The organism is Pseudomonas reinekei, assembly GCF_001945365.1.
GTDB classification, from domain to species: domain Bacteria; phylum Pseudomonadota; class Gammaproteobacteria; order Pseudomonadales; family Pseudomonadaceae; genus Aquipseudomonas; species Aquipseudomonas reinekei.
This window is the reverse complement of record NZ_MSTQ01000033.1, coordinates 1-20,409: the sequence shown is the minus strand read 5'-3', so window position 1 is coordinate 20,409 and position 20,409 is coordinate 1. Positions and strand designations below refer to the sequence as shown.

The window sequence follows — 20,409 nt, the reverse complement described above, 5'->3', positions numbered from 1 at the left end:
TGCGCCAGCGTCGGTTGGCTACCCCGATCGACTGTGATCCACGGATAAAAATAATGAACCAGCCTCAGTCTGCTGTAGGAAACTGCCTAGACGTGCAGTCCTTCATCAATGCCCAACCCATTTCGCGCTTTCAGTGGCGAGTGGTGATTCTCTGCTTCCTGATTGTCTTCCTCGATGGCCTCGACACCGCGGCCATGGGTTTTATCGCGCCTGCGCTTTCCCAGGATTGGGGCATTGATCGCGCCAGTCTCGGGCCGGTGATGAGTGCCGCGTTGATCGGCATGGTCTTCGGCGCACTGGGCTCCGGCCCGTTGGCTGACCGTTTTGGGCGCAAAGTCGTGCTGGTCGGTGCAGTGTTGCTGTTCGGTGCGTTTAGCCTGGCTTCGGCTTACAGCACCAACGTCGAGCAACTGCTGGTGTTGCGCTTCCTGACCGGGTTGGGCCTGGGCGCCGGTATGCCCAATGCCACGACGCTGCTGTCGGAATACACCCCGGAGCGCAAGAAGTCGCTGCTGGTGACCAGCATGTTCTGTGGCTTCAACCTGGGCATGGCCGGTGGCGGATTCATTTCGGCCAAGTTGATTCCGGCGTTCGGTTGGCACAGCTTGCTGCTGATCGGCGGGATTCTGCCGTTGTTCCTCGCTGTCGTGTTGCTGTTCTGGCTGCCGGAATCGGCGCGTTTTCTTGTCGTGCGCAATCGCGGCGCCGACAAAGTCCGCAAGACGCTGGCGCCGATCGACCCGATGGTGGTCGCCCAGGCTTCGAGCTTCAGCGTGCCGGAACAGAAAACCGTGAAGGCGCGCAACGTGTTTGCGGTGATCTTCTCCGGCACCTACAGCGTCGGCACCTTGTTGCTGTGGCTGACCTATTTCATGGGCCTGGTAATTGTTTACCTGCTGACCAGCTGGCTACCGACCCTGATGCGTGACAGCGGCGCGAGCATGGAACAATCGGCGTTCATCGGCGCATTGTTTCAGTTCGGCGGCGTATTGAGCGCGGTGGGCGTGGGTTGGGCGATGGATCGATTCAATCCGCACAAGGTGATCGGCATTTTCTATCTGCTGGCCGGCGTATTTGCCTACGCGGTGGGGCAGAGCCTGGGCAACATCACGGTGCTGGCAACCCTGGTGCTGGTGGCGGGTATGTGTGTCAACGGCGCGCAATCGGCGATGCCGTCGCTGGCCGCGCGGTTCTATCCGACTCAGGGGCGTGCCACCGGGGTTTCGTGGATGCTCGGGATTGGCCGTTTCGGAGCGATCCTCGGGGCCTGGATGGGCGCGACATTGCTGGGCCTGGGCTGGAACTTCGAACAGGTACTGACGGCGCTGGTGATTCCAGCGGCGGTGGCGACCGCGGCGGTAGTGATCAAGGGCATCGTCAGCCATGCGGATGCGACCTGACCGTGAGAGGCAATGATCGCAGTCAGCGCAGCGTCTGCAAGGGCATGCATAGTCCCTGCAGGCGCTGCGCTGGCCGCGATATTTTGAGTATGACGACGATCGGTAGTTAGGTAACAATGTGTTCGATAAACGAACACTCAGTCGATTATCGGATTGTTTGGCGTTTTTTACAGGCTTAACCTGCAGTCATTCCGGCGCTGCGCATCGGCGTCTTTTTCCACTGTCGGTTAATAACAAACGGGAGCCTGCCCCAATGGCTGAAATTCTTTCGCTGCACGACGCGGTGAAGCAATTCGTAAACGATGGCGATACCGTCGCGCTCGAAGGCTTTACTCATCTGATCCCTACGGCGGCGGGTCACGAAATCATTCGCCAGGGCAAGAAAGACCTGACCCTGGTGCGGATGACCCCTGACCTGATCTACGATCAGTTGATCGGCGCCGGTTGTGCTCGCAAGCTGATTTTCTCCTGGGGTGGTAACCCCGGCGTAGGTTCACTGCACCGACTGCGTGACGCCGTCGAGAAGCAGTGGCCACACGCGCTGGAAATCGAAGAGCACAGCCATGCCGACCTAGCCAATGCCTATGTTGCCGGTGCTTCCGGTCTGCCGTTCGCGGTGCTGCGAGCCTACGCCGGTTCCGACCTGCCGAAGGTCAACCCGCTGATCAAGTCCGTCACTTGCCCGTTCACCGGCGAAGTGCTGGCCGCCGTGCCTTCGGTGCGCCCGGACATCACCGTGATCCACGCGCAGAAAGCCGACCGCAAGGGCAACGTGTTGCTGTGGGGCATTCTCGGCGTGCAGAAAGAAGCCGCACTGGCCGCCAAGCGCTGCATCGTCACCGTTGAAGAAATCGTCGACGACCTCAATGCACCGATGAACGCCTGCGTATTGCCGACCTGGGCCCTGAGCGCGGTCTGCCACGTCCCTGGCGGCGCGCATCCGTCCTACGCCCACGGTTACACCGAACGCGACAACCGTTTCTACCAGGCCTGGGACCCGATTGCCCGCGACCGTGACACCTTCACCGCGTGGATCAACGAGTTCATCCACGGCAGCGCTGACTTCAGCGAGTTCCAGGCCAAACTGGCCGCCGCTTCGGAGGCGAAGTAATGACTTACACCACCAATGAAATGATGACCGTCGCCGCCGCCCGCCGCTTGAAAAACGGTTCGGTATGCTTCGTAGGCATCGGCCTGCCATCGAAAGCGGCCAACCTGGCGCGCCTGACATCCTCGCCAGATGTCGTCCTGATTTACGAATCGGGCCCGATCGGTGCCAAGCCGACCGTACTGCCGCTGTCGATTGGTGACGGTGAGCTGGCTGAAACCGCCGACACCGTCGTGCCGACAGGCGAGATCTTCCGCTACTGGCTGCAGGGCGGGCGGATTGACGTCGGCTTCCTCGGCGCCGCGCAAGTCGACCGTTTCGGCAACATCAACACCACCGTGGTGGGTGATTATCACGCACCTAAAGTGCGTCTGCCGGGTGCCGGTGGCGCGCCGGAAATTGCCGGTTCGGCCAAGAGCGTGCTGATCATCCTCAAACAGTCGGCGCGTTCTTTCGTCGACAAACTCGACTTCATCACTTCGGTTGGCCATGGCGAGGGCGGTGATTCGCGCAAGCGTCTCGGTCTGCCGGGCGCTGGCCCGGTCGGCATCATTACCGACCTGTGCATCATGGAGCCGGAGGAGGGTACCCACGAGTTCGTGGTCACCGCACTGCACCCGGGCGTGACCCGCGAGCAAGTAGTCGCCGCTACCGGTTGGGCGATTCGTTTTGCCGACCATGTCGAGCAAACCGCTGAGCCGACCGAGGTCGAGCTGACGGCCTTGCGTGATCTCGAAGCCCGTACGGCGGCCGCCCACGGCCAAGCACCTGGAGAAGCGTGATGCGTGACGTTTATATCTGCGACGCGATTCGCACCCCTATCGGCCGTTTCGGCGGTGGCCTGTCGACGGTTCGCGCCGACGACCTGGCCGCCGTGCCGATCAAGGCCTTGATGGCGCGCAATCCGTCGGTGGACTGGACGGCGGTAGACGAGGTGTTCCTCGGCTGCGCCAACCAGGCCGGTGAAGACAACCGCAACGTCGCGCGCATGGCGCTGCTGCTGGCCGGTTTGCCGGAAAGCATTCCGGGCGTGACCCTCAATCGCCTCTGCGCTTCGGGCATGGATGCCATCGGCACGGCGTTCCGCGCCATCGCCAGTGGCGAAATGGAGCTGGCGATTGCCGGTGGCGTCGAATCGATGTCCCGCGCGCCGTTCGTGATGGGCAAGGCTGACGCTGCTTTTTCACGCAACATGAAACTGGAAGACACCACCATCGGCTGGCGCTTCATCAACCCGTTGATGAAGGCCCAGTACGGTGTGGATGCGATGCCGCAGACCGCCGACAACGTTGCGGACGATTACAAGGTGTCCCGCGCCGATCAGGACGCGTTCGCCTTGCGCAGCCAGCAACGTACCGCCGCCGCGCAAGCCGCCGGTTTTTTCGCCGAAGAAATCGTCGAAGTGCGCGTCGCCCACAAAAAGGGTGAAACCGTGGTCAGCCAGGACGAACATCCTCGCGCCGATACCACCCTCGAAGCCCTGAGCAAACTCAAACCGGTCAACGGTCCCGACAAAACCGTCACCGCTGGCAATGCGTCGGGCGTCAACGACGGCGCCGCCGCGTTGATCCTGGCTTCAGCCGAAGCCGTGAAGAAACACGGCCTGACTGCCCGCGCTAAAGTGCTGGGCATGGCCAGCGCCGGTGTGGCGCCGCGTGTAATGGGTATTGGCCCGGTGCCGGCGGTGCGTAAACTGATCGAGCGCCTCGGGGTGGCGGTCAGCGATTTCGACGTGATCGAACTCAACGAAGCCTTTGCCAGCCAGGGCCTGGCGGTGCTGCGTGAACTGGGCGTCGCCGACGACGCGGCCCAGGTCAACCCGAACGGTGGCGCCATTGCCTTGGGCCATCCGTTGGGCATGAGCGGTGCGCGTCTGGTGCTGACTGCGATGCATCAGCTGGAGAAGACCGGTGGCAAAAAAGGCCTGGCGACCATGTGCGTCGGTGTCGGCCAGGGTCTGGCTTTGGCAATCGAACGGGTCTGACACACCCTGTCGGCCAATAAGAACTGAGGAAAGAGTAATGACTGACAAGCCTGGTTACCGTCGCCCGCAGGAGGGTACTCAGCCGGAGTACCTGCACCCGAGCTATCAATCCACCAACCTGCGCTCGCCCTCCAAGCCGTTGGTATTTTTGCCCCATTCGCTGTCGGAAATCACCGGGCCAACCGTCGGCGCCGAGCGCGTCAACGAGAAGGACAACGACCTGACCGCTCAGCACGAAGGCGAACCACAGGGTGAACGCATCATTATTCACGGCCGCGTGCTGGACGAAAACGGTCTGCCGGTGCCGGGGATTCTGGTGGAGATCTGGCAGGCCAACGCCGCCGGTCGCTACGCCCATGCCCGTGACCTGCATGACGCGCCACTGGACCCGAACTTCACCGGCACCGGCCGCACCGTGACCGACGCCGATGGCTGGTACCAGTTTCAGACCATCAAGCCCGGTGCGTATCCGTGGGGTAATCACCACAACGCCTGGCGCCCGGCGCACATCCACTTCTCGCTGTTCGGCCCGAGCATCCTGACGCGGCTGGTCACGCAAATGTATTTCCCGGGCGACCCGCTGCTGGCCTATGACCCGATCTACAACTGCGTGCCCGACACTAGCGCCAAAGAGCGTTTGATCGCCACGTTCGATCTGGAAAAAACCGTCCCTTCCTATGCCCTCGGTTATCGCTGGGACATCGTTTTGCGCGGCCGCGACGCCACGCCGATGGAGAAATAAGATGACGCTGACTGCGACCACGTCCCACACCGTCGGACCGTACTACCACATCGGCCTGACCTGGCTGAACCGCGAAAACCTGACTGTCGAGCAAACCCTGGGCGAGCGCGTGGCGATCACCGGGCAAGTGGTCGATGGCAATGGCGATGTCGTCAACGACGCCATGCTGGAAATCTGGCAAGCCAACGCCGCCGGCAAGTATGACCACCCGGAAGACGACCAGGAAAAACCCCTGGATCCGCATTTCGAAGGCTTTGGCCGAGTGCCGGTGGACGCCGAAGGGCGCTTCCGGTTTACCACCATCAAGCCGGGCACGGTCGAGGGCCTCAAGGGCACGACCCAGGCGCCGCACCTTGTGGTTTTGGTGTTCGCCCGTGGTTTGGTCAAGCACCTGCTGACGCGGATCTACTTCGATGGCGAACCGGCCAACGTCGACGATCCGTTGCTCGAATGCGTCCCGGCCGAGCGTCGTAACACGCTGCTGGCGAAGCAGGATGCGAGCGGTATTTATCAGTGGAACGTCATTCTGCAAGGCACTGATGCCGAAACGGTGTTCTTCGATTACTGAGTGAACTTGGAACCTGTGGCGAGGGCGCTTGCTCCCGCTGGCTTGCGAAGCGAGCCCAAACCCGGCAATCACGATGAATCTGGCAGACCACGTCGGCTGATTTTACGACTGCTTCGCAGCCGAGCGGGAGCAAGCTCCCTCGCCACAAAAGGTTGTGTTGGCTTAAGACTGATGCATCTGCGGAACGGGACTGTTACAAAGTATGTCTAGACTTTCACAGTCCCTATTGAGTGAAAAACAATGACAACGACCACCGCTTCAGAACCGCTATACACCGGCGAAGAACGCAGCAAACGCATCTTCGCCATTGTCGGAGCCTCATCCGGTAACCTCGTCGAATGGTTCGATTTCTACGTCTACGCCTTTTGCGCGATTTATTTCGCCCCGGCTTTTTTCCCGTCCGATAACCCCACGGTGCAGTTGGTAAACACCGCAGGCGTGTTCGCCGCCGGGTTCCTGATGCGACCGATCGGCGGCTGGATCTTCGGCCGTGTTGCGGACAAGCACGGGCGAAAGAACTCGATGCTGATCTCGATTCTGATGATGTGCTTCGGCTCGCTGCTCATCGCCTGTTTGCCCACTTATAAAGACATCGGCGTCTGGGCGCCGATCCTGTTGCTGTTCGCGCGGTTGCTGCAAGGTCTGTCGGTGGGCGGCGAGTACGGCACCACCGCGACCTACATGAGCGAAGTGGCGCTCAAGGGCCAGCGCGGTTTCTTCGCTTCGTTCCAGTACGTGACCCTGATTGGTGGGCAACTGCTGGCCGTGTCGCTGGTGGTGATCCTGCAACAGTTCCTCACTGAAGAAGACCTGCGTGCCTACGGCTGGCGGATTCCGTTCGTGGTCGGTGCGGTGGCGGCGTTGATTTCGCTGTTCCTGCGCCGTTCGCTGAAAGAAACCACCAGCAAGGAAATGCGCGAAAACAAGGACGCCGGCAGCATCCGCGCACTGTTTCGCGACCACAAAGCCGCGTTCATCACCGTGCTGGGTTACACCGCCGGTGGCTCGCTGATTTTCTACACCTTCACCACTTACATGCAGAAATACCTGGTGAACACCGCCGGCATGCACGCCAAGACCGCCAGCTACATCATGACCGGCGCGCTGTTCCTGTACATGTGCATGCAGCCGCTGTTCGGCATGCTCGCCGACAAAATCGGCCGACGTAATTCGATGCTCTGGTTCGGTGCCCTCGGTACCGTGTGCACGGTGCCAATCCTGTTGAGCCTGAAAACCGTCGCCAGTCCATTCCTGGCCTTCCTGCTCATCACTCTGGCCTTGGCGATCGTCAGTTTCTACACCTCGATCAGCGGCCTGGTGAAAGCCGAGATGTTCCCGCCGCAAGTGCGTGCACTGGGCGTGGGCCTGGCGTATGCGGTGGCGAATGCGATCTTCGGCGGTTCGGCGGAATTTGTCGCCCTGAGCCTGAAGAACGTGGGCATGGAAAACTCCTTTTACTGGTACGTGACGGCGATGATGGCGATCGCCTTCCTGTTCAGCTTGCGTTTGCCGAAACAGGCCAAGTATCTGCATCACGATCTTTGATCTTTACGCGCGGGCCGCCAAGGCCCGCGCCTTCAGGAACTGTTTATGAACCAGCGACCGGGCAATCAATTATTCGATGCCTATTTCACTGCACGCGATATGCGTGAGGTGTTCTGTGATCAGGGCCGGGTCCAGGCCATGCTTGATTTCGAAGCCGCGCTGGCCCGGGCCGAAGCGCGGGTCGGGTTGATTCCGCAGTCTGCGGTGGCGCCGATCAGTGCGGCGTGCCAAGCCGGGCATTACGATTTCGCGGCCCTCGGCGAGGCAATAGCTGGCGCCGGCAACTCGGCGATTCCGTTGGTCAAGGCACTGGGCAAACAGATCGCGTCGCACAATGCCGAGGCTGAGCGCTACCTGCATCTGGGCGCGACCAGTCAGGACGTGATGGACAGCGGCCTGGTGCTGCAACTGCGGCAGGCGCTGGAACTGATCGAAAACGATCTGGCGCAACTGGGGCAACTCCTCGCGCACCAGGCCCAGCGTTATGCGGCGACGCCCTTGGCCGGGCGCACCTGGTTGCAGCACGCAACCCCGGTCACCCTCGGCATGAAAATCGCTGGTTGGCTGGGGGCGGTGACGCGCAGCCGTCAGCGATTGGTTGAACTCAAACCGCGGCTGCTGGTGCTGCAATTCGGTGGTGCTTCCGGAACGCTCGCGGCCCTCGGCGACCAGGCCATGCCGATTGCCCAGGCGCTGGCTGAAGAGCTGCAACTGACATTGCCCGATCAACCGTGGCACACCCAGCGCGACCGGGTGGTGGAATTTGGCGCGGTGCTTGGCCTCATTGCCGGTAGCCTCGGCAAGCTCGGCCGCGACATCAGCCTGCTGATGCAAACCGAGGCCGGCGAAGTGTTCGAGCCTTCGGCGCCAGGCAAGGGCGGCTCGTCGACCATGCCGCACAAACGCAACCCGGTCGGCGCGGCGGTGTTGATCGGCGCGGCGACCCGTGTGCCGGGACTGCTGTCGACGCTGTTCAGCGCCATGCCGCAAGAACATGAGCGCAGCTTGGGGTTGTGGCATGCCGAGTGGGAGACCCTGCCAGACATTTGCTGCCTGGTGTCCGGCAGCTTGCAGCAGGCGCTATTGGTTGCCCAAGGTCTGGAAGTGGACGCCGAGCGTATGGCCCGCAACCTCGACCTGACGCAAGGCCTGGTGCTCGCCGAAGCGGTAAGCATCGTCCTCGCCCAACGGGTTGGCCGCGATACTGCGCATCATCTGCTGGAACAATGCTGCAAACGTGCCGTGGCCGAGCAGCGTCATCTGCGCGCGGTGCTTGGCGACGAACCGCAAGTGACTGCCGAACTGACGGCCGCCGAACTCGATCATCTGCTGGACCCCGCCCACTATCTCGGCCAGGCCAAAACCTGGGTCGAGCGAGCGGTGGCTGAACATTGTGCATTGACTGCCTGAAGGAGATTGCTGTGGCTTTCGTTCAACTCGCCGATGGCGAACTGCATTACCAACTCGACGGACCGGTCGATGCACCGGTGCTGGTGCTGTCCAACTCACTGGGTACCGACCTGCACATGTGGGACGCGCAAATCCCGGCGTTCACCGAACATTTTCGCGTGCTGCGTTTCGACACCCGGGGTCACGGCCAGTCGCTGGTAACGCCGGGGCCTTACAGCATCGAGCAACTGGGCCACGACGCGCTGGCGCTGCTCGATGCCTTGCACATCGAGCGCGCGCATTTCTGTGGTTTGTCCATGGGCGGGTTGATCGGCCAGTGGCTGGGTATCCATGCCGGCGAGCGCCTGAACAAACTGATCGTGTGCAACACCGCGGCGAAAATCGGCGATCCGTCGGTGTGGGACCCGCGTATTGAGATGGTCCTGCGTGATGGTCAGGCCGCTATGGTTGCCCTGCGCGATGCGTCGATTGCACGCTGGTTCACCCCTGACTTCTCCGAAGCCAACCCGGCGGCGGCCAAGCAGATTACCGACATGCTGGCGGCGACTTCGCCTGAAGGCTATGCGGCCAACTGCGCGGCGGTGCGTGATGCCGACTTCCGTGATCAGCTGTCATCGATCAAGGTGCCGCTGATGGTGGTTGCCGGCGCGCAGGATGCGGTGACGCCACCGTCCGGCGGGCATTTCATTCAGGAACATGTGCCGGGTGCCGAGTACGCCGAATTCTACGCGGCGCACCTGTCCAACGTGCAGGCCGGTGACGCGTTCAGCGAGCGGGTCCTGACGTTTTTGTTGGCCCAATAAGGGGATTGTTGTGGACGAGAAGCAACGTTACGACGAGGGGATGAACGTTCGTCGCGCGGTATTGGGCGACGCCCATGTCGATCGCAGCCTGACCACCCTGACCGAGTTCAATTCGGAGTTTCAGGAAATGATCACCCGCCACGCCTGGGGTGACATCTGGACACGCCCGGGCCTGCCGCGTCACACCCGCAGCCTGATCACCATCGCCATGCTGATCGGCATGAACCGCGAAGGCGAACTCAAACTGCACCTGCGCGCCGCCGCCAACAACGGCGTGAGCCGTGGCGAGATCAAGGAAGTGATCATGCAGAGCGCGATTTACTGCGGCATCCCGGCAGCCAATGCGACATTCCACCTGGCGGAGTCGGTGTGGGATGAATTGGGAGTTGAATCACGGGAGTGATCCCGCGATTGTTGTTGCCTGAACTGACGCCATCGCGGGCAAGCCCGCTCCCACAGTGGTCCGATGTGAACGCCAATTTTGTGGTCACTGAAGATCCCTGTGGGAGTTGGCTTGCCAGCGATGGCGTCAGCGAAATCGCCATCGTTGGCAAGTCATGCTCCTACAACAGGCTGATCGGGTAGCTGATGATCAAGCGGTTCTCATCGAACTCGTTGTTGCTGTAGTCGCGGCGCATGGTCGAGTTGCGCCATTTCACGTTCAGGTCCTTCAGCGCACCGCTTTGAACGGTGTAGCCCAGTTCACTTTCACGTCCCCATTCCTTGCCGTCGGTGATCGTGCCGGTGTGCACGTTTTCGCCGCTGATGTAGCGGTTCATCAGCGTCAGGCCCGGAACGCCCAAGGCGACGAAATTGTAGTCGTGACGCACCTGCCAGGATTTCTCCCGCGCGTTGTCGTAGCTGGAGTTGTAGCTGTCGTTGGCCAGGGTGCCGCCACTGGTGCCATTGACCCGCATCCATGGGCTGTCGCCGGTGAGTTTTTGCAGGCCGACATAGAAGGTGTTGCCGCCGTATTTGGCCGAGAACAGGCCGTACAGGGTTTTGTTGTCCAGCTCACCGGCGCGGGCGCTGCCGTCATCCTTGCCATAGAAGAAACCGAGGTTGGCGCCCAGGGTCCAGTCACCCAGCGGCTGGCTGTGGGTCAGGTTGATGAACTGCTGGCTATAGATGTCCTTGAGTTCGGCGTTCCACAGGCCGATCTGCGTGCGCTTTTCGTTGAACAGGTATTCGCCGCCCTGAAAGTTGAAACGGTCGGAGGTGAACGCCGCTTTGCCGGTCATCGACATGTCGTCCATGCTGCTGTCATCGCGGGGGCTGTTCTGGCGGAACTGGCCGCCGTACAGCGTCAGGCCCGCGATTTCCTTCGAGGTGATCTGCCCGCCGCGGAAGGTTTGCGGCAGTGAACGCCCATCGTCCGAACGCAGGATCGGCAGCACCGGCATCCACTCGCCCACCTTCACTTCGGTCTGCGACAGCCTGGCCTTGAACGCCACGTTGGTGCGCCCGAAGTTGTCGGCCGGGCGGCCGTCACTGTTCAGCGGCAGCAGTGCCGTACCGCCAGTGCCTTTACCGCCATCGAGTTTCACCGAGTACAACCCCAGCACATCCATACCAAAGCCGACGGTGCCCTGGGTGAACCCGGACTTGGCGTCGAGGATAAAGCTTTGCGTCCATTCTTCAGCCTTGCCCTGGGTCTTGGTCGGGTTGGTGAAGTTGCGGTTGATGTAGAAGTTGCGCAGGTTCAGGTTGACCTTGGCCCCTTCAACGAAACCAGATTCCTCGGCGTGGGCGGGCAGGGCGGCGGCCGCGAGGGCCAGGGCGATCAGGCTGGGAACAAAATACTGCGCAGGAGAAGGCGTCATGGGCTTGGGTCTCTCTAATTCTTAGGGATGAAACGGGGTGTGCCGCAATCGGGGGATTGCAGACAAATCATTGGTTTATTTTGGAGAAACGAATTTGATCAGCCGGACGGGGCAGGGCGCTGGGGCATGGCATGGAACCTGTTATTTTTGGTTTTGTGGGGCGGATGGTGCGGGGAATGTACTGGATGGTTCAATCTTGAAAAGCGGGTTCTGGGCGATTATCGAACGTAAACATTATGGCTTTTGAGTAGGCATAAGATGGTGAGATTATAAAAAATTGATGTGCAAGGAATTTTATTAATCTTTTTAAGATGTTTGTGTGTAGGTTGTTTGTCAACCTGTTAAATCTACCAGTTGTTCTGATGGGTGTTGAGGTTTAGAGTCAATTTGCGTTCCTTTGATGTTGGGTTTTATACTCGCCAGGAGAACACTATGAGCTTTAGAAAAGATGAGGTGGTGGTTAAGTCTGCAGATGACTGGGGTGTTGAGAATGATAAAAAAGCAAAAGCTAACCCCGCGAGTGGCAGAGTAGATCTAACATTTTGGGTTGATCAGCCTGATACTGAGCCGGGTGTCGAGATTCAGTTGAGGAAGTTGTTTTGTCTAGTGGATGAATTCAACTTTGTGCTGGTTGCTGAGGGAGAGGGAGACGATGCAGGAACGATGGTTCGTTTTTCGGGTGATCCAGTGGAGGCTGGTAAGACGTACGACCTAGGGGGCGGCCTTACGGACATGTCAGCAAGGTTTGAGAGAAGTGGGGTGGCTACTTATCCTCGGACTGAGGCTAAAGGAACATTAACCATTAGAGCCATCGATTCTGAATCGGTTAGTGGTTCTTTCAGATTCAGTTTTAGTAATTCTGGAGTGGAGGATATACGGAGTATCGATGTTTACAGTAAGAACTTCGTCATCAAGTATTAGAGGGAGAGTCTATTAAATTTATTGAGGTTTTAAAGGTTTAGTGGGCTAAAGTGACGCATCATGAAGTGTGGTCTTTCATGATGCGTCACTTTTTACTGGAAAATCAGAAATACTTAATCTTCGGCGCTTCTTCTTTCAACGGCTCGTTCTTTGCCGTCTGTTCATTCCAGCCACCACCCAGTGCCTTGTACAGGTTCACTGCGCTGACCAGTTGCGCCAGGCGGTCGGTGATCAATGCCTGTTGCGCACTGAACAGCTGACGCTGGGCATCGAGGAAGGTCAGGTTGCTGTCGACACCGATACGGTAGCGACGCTCGGCCAGGCGGTAGTAATCCTGGTTGGCGCTGACGAAGTCACGCTGAGCCTGCAACTGCTGGGTGTAGGTCTGGCGGGCAGCCAGGCCGTCGGCGACTTCCTGGAAGGCCGTTTGAATGGACTTCTCGTAGTTCGCCACGCCGATGTCTTTCTGGATCTTCGAGTAGTCCAGGCTGGCACGCAGGCTGCCGGCGTTGAAGATCGGCAGGTTGATCTGCGGCTGGAACAACCAGGTGCCCGAACCGCCCTTGAACAGACCCGACAGGTCCGGGCTCAGGGTCCCGGCATTGGCGGTCAGGCTGATGCTCGGGAAGAACGCTGCGCGCGCCGCGCCGATATTGGCGTTGGCCGCTTTCAGGTTGTATTCGGCTTGCAGGATGTCCGGACGACGTTGCAACAGGTCGGACGGCAGGCCCGGCGGTACGTCGCTCAGCAGATCGTCCGCCAGCGGTTTGGCCGCTTGCAGGTTGGCCGGAATGCCGGTGCCGAGCAGCAGCACCAGGCTGTTCTCATCCTGAGCAACCTGACGGGTGTAACGGGCCAGCTGCGCACGGGCGTTTTCCACCGAGGTCCGCGACTGCGCCAGGTCCAGCGCCGAGGCGACCCCCACTTCGTTGCTGCGGGCGGTGAGCTTGTAGCTCTCCTCGAACGCGGCCAGGGTGTCCTGGGTCAGCTTGAGCAGTTCCTTGTCAGCCTGCCAGGTCAGGTAGGCGTTGGCCACGCTGGCCACCAGGCTGATCTGAGTGCTGCGACGGCCTTCTTCAGTGGCGAAGTACTGCTGCAGTGCTTCTTCGTTCAGGCTGCGAATTCGACCGAACAGGTCGAGTTCGTAGGCGCTGACACCGACGGTGGCCGAGTAGGAACTGGTGATGCTCGATTCGCCGGTCTGCGACGCATCGGCTGGAACCCGTTGACGGCTACCGGTGCCATTGGCCGAAACAGCCGGGAACAGGTCGGCGCGGGAGATGCGGTATTGCGCCGCAAACGCGTCGATGTTCAGGGCCGCGACGCGCAGGTCACGGTTGTTTTCCAGGGAAACCTGAATCAACTGCTGCAACGCCGGGTCATGGAAAAACTGCTTCCAGCCCTGCTCGGCAGCGGCCTGAGCCGGTGCCTGGGCCGGCGAATACGCCGGCCCTTGAGGGTATTGGCCCGCCACGGGGGCGTCCGGTTGCTGATAATCGGGTATCAGCGAGCAGCCACCGAGCACGAAAGCGGCGACTGCCAGGGAGAGTAGCGACTTGCTCATTAGCCAGCCTCTTTAGGAGTTTCAGTAGCGTCTTCCGGATCGACGTTTTTACGCTGACCCAAGGCCGACACAGTGACGAAGAACAGTGGGACCCAGAAGATCGCCAATACGGTTGCCGTGATCATACCGCCAATCACCCCGGTACCGATGGCATGCTGGCTACCCGAGCCTGCGCCCGTGGAGATCGCCAGGGGTACCACACCGAGCACGAACGCGAGCGAGGTCATGATGATCGGTCGCAGACGCATGCGGCAGGCTTCGATGGCCGCCTCGCGCAGACTGCGTCCCTGCTCGTGCAATTCCTTGGCGAACTCGACGATGAGGATGGCGTTTTTCGCCGCCAGACCGATGGTCGTCAACAAGCCCACCTGGAAATACACGTCGTTGGACAAGCCGCGCAGGCTGGTGGCCATCAGCGCACCGATGATCCCCAGCGGCACCACCAACATCACCGCGATCGGAATCGACCAGCTTTCATACAGCGCCGCCAGACACAGGAACACCATCAGCAGCGACAGGGCATACAGCGCTGGCGCTTGCGAGCCGGACAACCGTTCCTCGTACGACAGGCCGGTCCAGGAAATACCGACACCGGCCGGCAGTTTCTTGGCAATGGCTTCGACTTCGGCCATCGCTTCACCGGTGGAGTAGCCCGGGGCCGGGGCACCGAGGATTTCCATCGCTTCCACGCCGTTGTAACGGGCCAGTTTCGGCGAGCCGTAAATCCACTCACCTTTGGCGAACGCGGAGAACGGAACCATGGTGCCGACGCTGTTGCGCACGTACCACTTCTTCAAGTCTTCAGGGCTCATGCGCGCCCCTGGCTGGCCTTGTACGTAAACCTTCTTCACCCGACCGCGGTCGATGAAGTCGTTGACGTAGCTACTGCCCAGGGCGATCGACAGGGTGTTGTTGATGTCCGCGATGGTAATGCCCAGGGCACTGGCCTTCTCGTCATCGATTTCCAGCTGGTATTGCGGCTCGTCGTTCAGGCCGTTCGGACGGACCTGAGCCAGGATCTTGCTCTGCGCGGCCATGCCGAGGAACTGGTTGCGCGCTTCCATCAGTTTCTCGTGACCGATACCGGCGCGGTCCTGCAGGAACACGTCGAAACCGGTGGCGTTACCCAACTCCAGTACCGCGGGCGGAGCGAAGGCGAACACCATGGCATCGCGGAAGGTGAAGAAGTGCTGTTGGGCACGGGCCGCCACCTTGAACACGCTGTTGTCGGCGTTACGATCGCCCCACGGGCGCAGCATGATGAACGCCATACCCGAGCTCTGGCCACGGCCGGCGAAGTTGAAGCCGGTCACGGTAAACACCGAGTTCACCGCATCGCCTTCACCACCGTCCTTGCTCGGACGCAGCAGGAATTCACGCATTTCGTCCACGACCACTTGGGTGCGCTGGGCGGTCGAACCGGCCGGCGTCTGTACCTGGGCGAACAGTACGCCCTGGTCTTCCTCAGGCAGGAACGCGGTTGGAATGCGGGTGAACAGCCAGATCATGCCGACGACGATGATCAGGTACGCCAGCAGATACGGGGCCTTGTGCGTGAGCATGCTGCCCACGCCGCGCTCGTAGCTTTTGACGCCACGGTCAAAGTTTCGGTTGAACCAGCCGAAGAAGCCGCGTTTCGGGGTGCCGTGCTCGCCTTTCTTAATCGGCTTGAGCATGGTGGCGCAGAGCGCCGGGGTGAAGATCAGCGCAACCAGTACCGACAGGGCCATGGCCGAGACGATGGTGATCGAGAACTGCTTGTAGATCACACCGGTGGAGCCGCTGAAGAACGCCATCGGCAGCAGTACCGCCGACAGTACCAGGGCGATGCCCACCAGGGCGCCCTGGATCTGGCCCATGGATTTCTTGGTGGCTTCCTTGGGCGACAGGCCTTCTTCGCTCATCACCCGTTCGACGTTTTCCACCACGACGATGGCATCGTCCACCAGCAAACCGATGGCCAGCACCATACCGAACATGGTCAGGGTGTTGATGCTGAAACCGGCTGCCGCGAGGATCCCGAACGTACCCAGCAACACCACCGGAACGGTCATGGTGGTGATGATGGTGGCGCGGAAGTTCTGCAGGAACAGGAACATCACCAGGAACACCAGCGCGACCGCTTCAATCAGGGTGTGAACCACGCCCTTGATCGACTCGGTCACCACCGGAGTGGTGTCATACGGGAACACCACTTCCATCCCTTGCGGGAAGAACGGCTTGAGGCTGTCGATGGTGGTACGCAGTGCCTTGGCGGTATCCAGCGCGTTGGCGCCAGTGGCCAGTTTCACCGCCAGACCGGACGCCGGAGCGCCGTTGAACTGAGCGTTGATGCTGTAGTTCTCGCCACCCAGGCCCACTTCGGCGACATCTTTCAAGCGAACTTGAGAACCGTCCTTGTTGACCTTGAGCAGGATCTTGTCGAATTGCTCGGCGGTCTGCAGGCGGGTCTTGCCGATGATCGTCGCGTTCAGCTGCGTGCCGGGCAGGGCAGGCAGGCCGCCGAGTTGACCGGACGACACCTGCACGTTCTGCGCGGCAATGGCGGTCTTGACGTCGATCGGGGTCAGGTTGAAGTTGTTCAACTTGGCCGGGTCGAGCCAGATACGCATGGCGTACTGGGAACCGAACACCTGGAAGTCACCGACACCGGCGGTGCGCGAGATCGGGTCCTGCATGTTGGACACGATGTAGTTCGACAGGTCGTCCTTGGTCATGCTGCCGTCGCGCGACACCACACCGATGACCAGCAGGAAGTTCTTCACTGCCTTGGTCACGCGGATACCCTGTTGCTGCACTTCTTGCGGCAGCAGCGGGGTGGCCAGGTTCAGCTTGTTCTGGACCTGAACCTGCGCGGTATCGGAGTTGGTGCCTTGCTCGAAGGTCGCGGTGATGGTCATGGTGCCGTCGGAGTTACTTTCCGAAGACACATAGCGCAGGTTGTCGATACCGTTGAGCTGCTGCTCGATCACCTGAACCACGGTGTCCTGCACGGTTTGCGCAGAAGCGCCCGGGTAGGTCACGGAAATGGCGATCGCAGGCGGCGCGATGCTCGGGTATTGGTTGATCGGCAACTTGAGGATCGAGAGTGCCCCGACCAGCATGATCACCAGGGCAATTACCCAGGCGAAAATCGGACGGTCGATAAAAAATTTCGACATGGTTTACTCCCCTTTGCCGCCAGACGCTTTATCAGCTGTCTGTGCGGGGGCCGGGTTCTTTGCGGTTACGTTGGTCGCATCGCTGACTTTGACTTCGACGCCCGGCTTGACGTATTGCAGGCCTTCGGTAATCAGACGATCGCCGGCTTTCAGTCCATCTTCGATCAGCCATTGGTTGCCGACAGTGCGGCTGGCCTTGAGATGACGCAGTTCAACCTTGTTGTCCGGGCCGACGACCAGTGCGGTCGGCGTGCCTTTAAGGTCGCGGGTCACGCCTTGCTGAGGGGCCAGAATCGCCGCGCTGTTCACACCGGCCTGCAACTGGGCGTGCACGAACATGCCCGGCAACAGCGTGTGGTCAGGGTTCGGGAATACCGCGCGCAGGGTGACGGAACCGGTGGTCTGGTCAACCGACACTTCGGAGAACTCCAGTTTACCGTCCAGCTTGTACTCGCTGCCGTCTTCGAGGGTCAGCTTGACCTTGGCGGCGTTGTCGCCGGCCTTTTGCAGGCGACCGCTTTCCAGTTCACGCCGCAGTTGCAGCAATTCGACCGAGGACTGCGTCACATCGACGTAGATCGGGTCGAGTTGCTGGATCACGGCCATCGCTTCGGTCTGCGCGTTGCTGACCAGCGCGCCTTCGGTCACAGAAGAACGACCGATACGACCGGTCAACGGGGCATAGACCTTGGTGTAGCGCACGTTGATCTGGGCCGATTGCAGCGCGGCTTCCGATTGCAGGCGGTTGGCGACGGCGGTGTCGTATTCCTGACGGCTTACAGCTTGCTCGTCGACCAGTTGCTTGTAGCGGTCGGAGATCGATTTGGTCGAACGCAGGTTGGCTTCGGCGCTTTTCAGGGTCGCTTCATAGACCGATGGGTCGATCTGATAGAGCTGTTGGCCGGCTTTGACGTCGCTGCCTTCCTTGAACAGACGCTTGAGAATGATGCCGTTGACCTGGGGGCGCACTTCAGCAATGCGGAATGCACTGGTGCGGCCGGGCAGTTCGGAGGTTAGCGTAAACGTTTGCGGTTGCAGGGTGACGACGCCGACCTGAGGCGGTGGTGCGGCCGGTGCCGCTTCTTCCTTTTTGCATCCGCTGAGCAGCGATGCCAGGGCGACGGCGGCGACCAGAGCGGTAAGAGCTGGCTTGAATTGCATGAAAATCCTCGGGTCAGGCGCGTCATAAACGCACAAGAAAAGATGGAAGTTAAAAAGGGGGTGCCGGGTGGATAAGTAGCTTGCTAAGGAATATACTTACGTTCACGGCTGTTTGTAAATACCTCGGCTGAGTACCCACGCCGTTACACGAGCCGTTGAAAGGTTGGAATTGTAGGCCCGGGGACGATACCCAAGAGCCATCGCCCCACTTTTATTCAGCTGATATTCAGACATCGCTGAAGCATCCTGATTGAGGTTGTACTGCCATGGTCCGTCGTACCAAAGAGGAAGCTCAAGAAACCCGCAGCCAGATTCTCGAGGCGGCTGAAAAAGCCTTTTACGAGCGGGGCGTGGCCCGTACGACCCTGGCGGATATCGCAACCCTCGCCGGTGTCACGCGCGGGGCCATCTATTGGCATTTCAGCAATAAGGCGGACCTGGTTCAGGCCATGCTCGATACCTTGCATGAGCCACTGGACGAAATGGCCAAAGCCAGCGAGAGCGAGGACGAACCTGATCCGCTGGGCTGCATGCGCAAACTGTTGATTCATTTGTTTCATCAAATTGCACTGGACCCGAAAACCCGACGCATCAACGAAATTCTGTTTCATAAGTGCGAATTCACCGATGAAATGTGCGACCTGCGCCAACAGCGCGTGGCAGCCAGCCTCGAATGCAATGTACGGATCGGCCTGGCCTTGAGTAACGCCGTGAATCGCGGACAGTTGCCGGAAAACCTCGACACCGCCCGAGCCGCCATCAGCTTGCACGCCTATATCGATGGCATCCTGTATCAATGGCTGTTGGCCCCCGACAGCTTCCAGCTGCACATCGAGGCCGAGCGCTGGGTCGATACCGGTCTGGATCTGTTGCGTTTCAGCCCCAGCCTGCGCAAATAAAGCAAGATGCTAATCGGCGTCTTGTGTGTCAACCGTTGAAGCCGTGGATGAACAGTTCTTCACCCGCTTTGCGCTAATGGGGTGCTTTTATATACGTCCGTTCACGCGGATGACAGGTCGTCAGCGACGTAATTTGTAGGAATTTTGTGTCGTTTCTGTGGGCGGTGTGGCCTGACCAGTCATTTGCATCGGATTTGACCAGCACGATGTGTGGATGTGAGCGGCAGAGATCGACCCAGAGTGTGTAAAAACAGCTTCCAAGACCGACGGAGTATGTTTCAGGCCAGGAGTTGAAAACAGCCTGAAAATTCTTGGTAGGGTGCGAGAAGGCTTCCTCTTTTTAGGACAAAAAATGATTTCACATGTATTCATCGGAGTGAATGACTTCAATCGAGCATTTGTGTTTTATCAAGGGGTCATGCAGATACTCGGACTTGATCTCAAGTTCACAGAACTTGAACGCCCATGGGCGGGCTGGAAACACCCTGACACTGCACGGCCTCTTTTCGTGGTGGGCAAACCGTTCGACGGCGATTCTGCGACGCTAGGAAATGGGCAAATGATTGCTCTGCTGGCACCTAATCGACAGATCGTACACAACGCCCATACCTTGGCGTTGGCATTGGATGGAACATGTGAAGGCGCTCCGGGCTTGCGACCCGAATACCACCCGAATTTTTATGGGGCGTATTTTCGAGACCCTGAAGGAAACAAGCTTTGCGTCTGTTGTCACGATCCGGAGTAGGCCAAGTGTAGGATCTATTTTTTGGCTGAAATCGTGAACAAAACATTGTCGAGAACCCTTGCTATGATTTCTGAGGATTTCATCGCAGGGATCGCCCATGAAGCGCTTCATTCAAGGTGAACATCTACATCTACGGCTATCTCAACCGCATCCAGTCGAGTCGACTGGCGCTATACCAACGTTGAAAAAGGCCTGACGTGGCACCGTTACTGCTGGGAGCATGAGGCCGTATTGGAGGAGATGCAGAACCGGCTGAGCAACGCGCCGGAAAGTTACCCCGGACATACCTTTGCTGTAGGTCAGGCACAGGTGGGGACTAGCTTTCTTGATCCAAGGGCATCATGGTTTTCCCACTCTGCTTCAGCCACAAACCAAAGTCGCGCATGACGCTGACCACGGGTCTCAATCGGTTGCCGTCCTCAGTCAGTTCGTACTCCACTTTGACGGGTGTCTAGTCCTGAAATAGGTTTACACCTGTTTCACCCTAACGCCCGATGCACCGCATCGGGCGTTTTGTATTTTAAAGAGAGGTGCGGCCGCTCTTGGTTGTAGATCGTGACGGCCTCTCGCACCAT

Annotated in this window: 19 protein-coding genes; 13 read left to right on the top strand and 6 right to left on the bottom strand. The window is 59.6% G+C overall.

Features of this window, described 5'->3' with window-relative positions:
- Positions 1 to 53: 53 nt before the first annotated feature.
- The 10 genes from pcaK to pcaC all read left to right on the top strand — a co-directional run bounded on the left by pcaK (position 54) and on the right by pcaC (position 9,963).
- A complete protein-coding gene (gene pcaK / locus BVK86_RS28530; protein WP_075949564.1) occupies positions 54 to 1,400 on the top strand; it encodes a 4-hydroxybenzoate transporter PcaK in 1,347 nt (448 codons plus the stop codon).
- Positions 1,401 to 1,653: 253 nt separating this feature from the next.
- Positions 1,654 to 2,511: a CoA transferase subunit A gene (locus tag BVK86_RS28525; protein ID WP_075949563.1), complete on the top strand. Its 858-nt coding sequence runs from the start codon at positions 1,654 to 1,656 to the stop codon at positions 2,509 to 2,511.
- Positions 2,511 to 3,290: a CoA-transferase subunit beta gene (locus tag BVK86_RS28520; protein ID WP_075949562.1), complete on the top strand. Its 780-nt coding sequence runs from the start codon at positions 2,511 to 2,513 to the stop codon at positions 3,288 to 3,290. The genes BVK86_RS28525 and BVK86_RS28520 overlap by 1 nt, the downstream gene beginning before the upstream one ends.
- Positions 3,287 to 4,492: a 3-oxoadipyl-CoA thiolase gene (gene pcaF, locus BVK86_RS28515; protein WP_173668849.1), complete on the top strand. Its 1,206-nt coding sequence runs from the start codon at positions 3,287 to 3,289 to the stop codon at positions 4,490 to 4,492. Before BVK86_RS28520 ends, pcaF begins: the two co-directional genes overlap by 4 nt.
- 37 nt (positions 4,493 to 4,529) lie before the next feature.
- Complete coding sequence (gene pcaH, locus BVK86_RS28510; protein ID WP_075949560.1) at positions 4,530 to 5,234, top strand: protocatechuate 3,4-dioxygenase subunit beta; 705 nt, start codon at positions 4,530 to 4,532, stop codon at positions 5,232 to 5,234.
- A gap of 1 nt (position 5,235) precedes the next feature.
- Positions 5,236 to 5,802 carry a protocatechuate 3,4-dioxygenase subunit alpha gene (pcaG, locus tag BVK86_RS28505; protein ID WP_075949559.1) on the top strand — a complete coding sequence of 189 codons (567 nt, stop codon included), beginning with the start codon at positions 5,236 to 5,238 and terminating at the stop codon, positions 5,800 to 5,802.
- A 240-nt stretch (positions 5,803 to 6,042) separates the two neighbouring features.
- A complete protein-coding gene (locus tag BVK86_RS28500) occupies positions 6,043 to 7,347 on the top strand; it encodes an MFS family transporter (RefSeq protein ID WP_075949558.1) in 1,305 nt (434 codons plus the stop codon).
- A 45-nt stretch (positions 7,348 to 7,392) separates the two neighbouring features.
- On the top strand, positions 7,393 to 8,757 hold the full coding sequence (locus tag BVK86_RS28495) for a 3-carboxy-cis,cis-muconate cycloisomerase (protein ID WP_075949557.1): 1,365 nt from the start codon (positions 7,393 to 7,395) through the stop codon (positions 8,755 to 8,757).
- 11 nt (positions 8,758 to 8,768) lie between these two features.
- Positions 8,769 to 9,560 carry a 3-oxoadipate enol-lactonase gene (gene pcaD, locus BVK86_RS28490; RefSeq protein WP_075949556.1) on the top strand — a complete coding sequence of 264 codons (792 nt, stop codon included), beginning with the start codon at positions 8,769 to 8,771 and terminating at the stop codon, positions 9,558 to 9,560.
- Between the two features lie 10 nt (positions 9,561 to 9,570).
- Positions 9,571 to 9,963 (top strand): 4-carboxymuconolactone decarboxylase, encoded by a 393-nt coding sequence (gene pcaC, locus BVK86_RS28485; RefSeq protein WP_034146727.1) that lies wholly within the window; start codon positions 9,571 to 9,573, stop codon positions 9,961 to 9,963.
- Between the two features lie 160 nt (positions 9,964 to 10,123).
- Here the strand turns inward: pcaC and BVK86_RS28480 are convergent, their stop codons facing one another.
- Entirely contained in the window at positions 10,124 to 11,383 is a 1,260-nt protein-coding gene (locus BVK86_RS28480; protein WP_075949555.1) for an OprD family porin, read from the bottom strand.
- Between the two features lie 432 nt (positions 11,384 to 11,815).
- Between BVK86_RS28480 and BVK86_RS28475 the strand changes: the two genes are divergently transcribed.
- Positions 11,816 to 12,304: a hypothetical protein gene (locus BVK86_RS28475; protein WP_075949554.1), complete on the top strand. Its 489-nt coding sequence runs from the start codon at positions 11,816 to 11,818 to the stop codon at positions 12,302 to 12,304.
- A 103-nt stretch (positions 12,305 to 12,407) separates the two neighbouring features.
- On the opposite strand, the gene emhC is transcribed toward BVK86_RS28475, so the two are convergent.
- Genes emhC through emhA form a run of 3 tightly spaced genes read right to left on the bottom strand, consistent with a single transcriptional unit; the run spans position 12,408 to position 18,190 of the window.
- Positions 12,408 to 13,868: an efflux RND transporter outer membrane subunit EmhC gene (emhC, locus tag BVK86_RS28470; RefSeq protein WP_075949553.1), complete on the bottom strand. Its 1,461-nt coding sequence runs from the start codon at positions 13,866 to 13,868 to the stop codon at positions 12,408 to 12,410.
- Positions 13,868 to 17,029: an efflux RND transporter permease subunit EmhB gene (gene emhB / locus BVK86_RS28465; protein ID WP_075949552.1), complete on the bottom strand. Its 3,162-nt coding sequence runs from the start codon at positions 17,027 to 17,029 to the stop codon at positions 13,868 to 13,870. The genes emhC and emhB overlap by 1 nt, the downstream gene beginning before the upstream one ends.
- 3 nt (positions 17,030 to 17,032) lie before the next feature.
- Positions 17,033 to 18,190 (bottom strand): efflux RND transporter periplasmic adaptor subunit EmhA, encoded by a 1,158-nt coding sequence (gene emhA / locus BVK86_RS28460; protein WP_075949551.1) that lies wholly within the window; start codon positions 18,188 to 18,190, stop codon positions 17,033 to 17,035.
- Positions 18,191 to 18,456: 266 nt separating this feature from the next.
- Between emhA and emhR the strand changes: the two genes are divergently transcribed.
- Complete coding sequence (gene emhR, locus BVK86_RS28455) at positions 18,457 to 19,089, top strand: efflux system transcriptional repressor EmhR (RefSeq protein ID WP_075949550.1); 633 nt, start codon at positions 18,457 to 18,459, stop codon at positions 19,087 to 19,089.
- Between the two features lie 352 nt (positions 19,090 to 19,441).
- Complete coding sequence (locus BVK86_RS28450; protein WP_075949549.1) at positions 19,442 to 19,834, top strand: VOC family protein; 393 nt, start codon at positions 19,442 to 19,444, stop codon at positions 19,832 to 19,834.
- 316 nt (positions 19,835 to 20,150) lie between these two features.
- Here the strand turns inward: BVK86_RS28450 and BVK86_RS29130 are convergent, their stop codons facing one another.
- On the bottom strand, positions 20,151 to 20,273 hold the full coding sequence (locus tag BVK86_RS29130) for a hypothetical protein (protein ID WP_231977951.1): 123 nt from the start codon (positions 20,271 to 20,273) through the stop codon (positions 20,151 to 20,153).
- Positions 20,274 to 20,313: 40 nt separating this feature from the next.
- On the bottom strand, positions 20,314 to 20,409 hold a 96-nt coding region (locus BVK86_RS29690; protein WP_139315762.1), incomplete at its 5' end, for an integrase core domain-containing protein.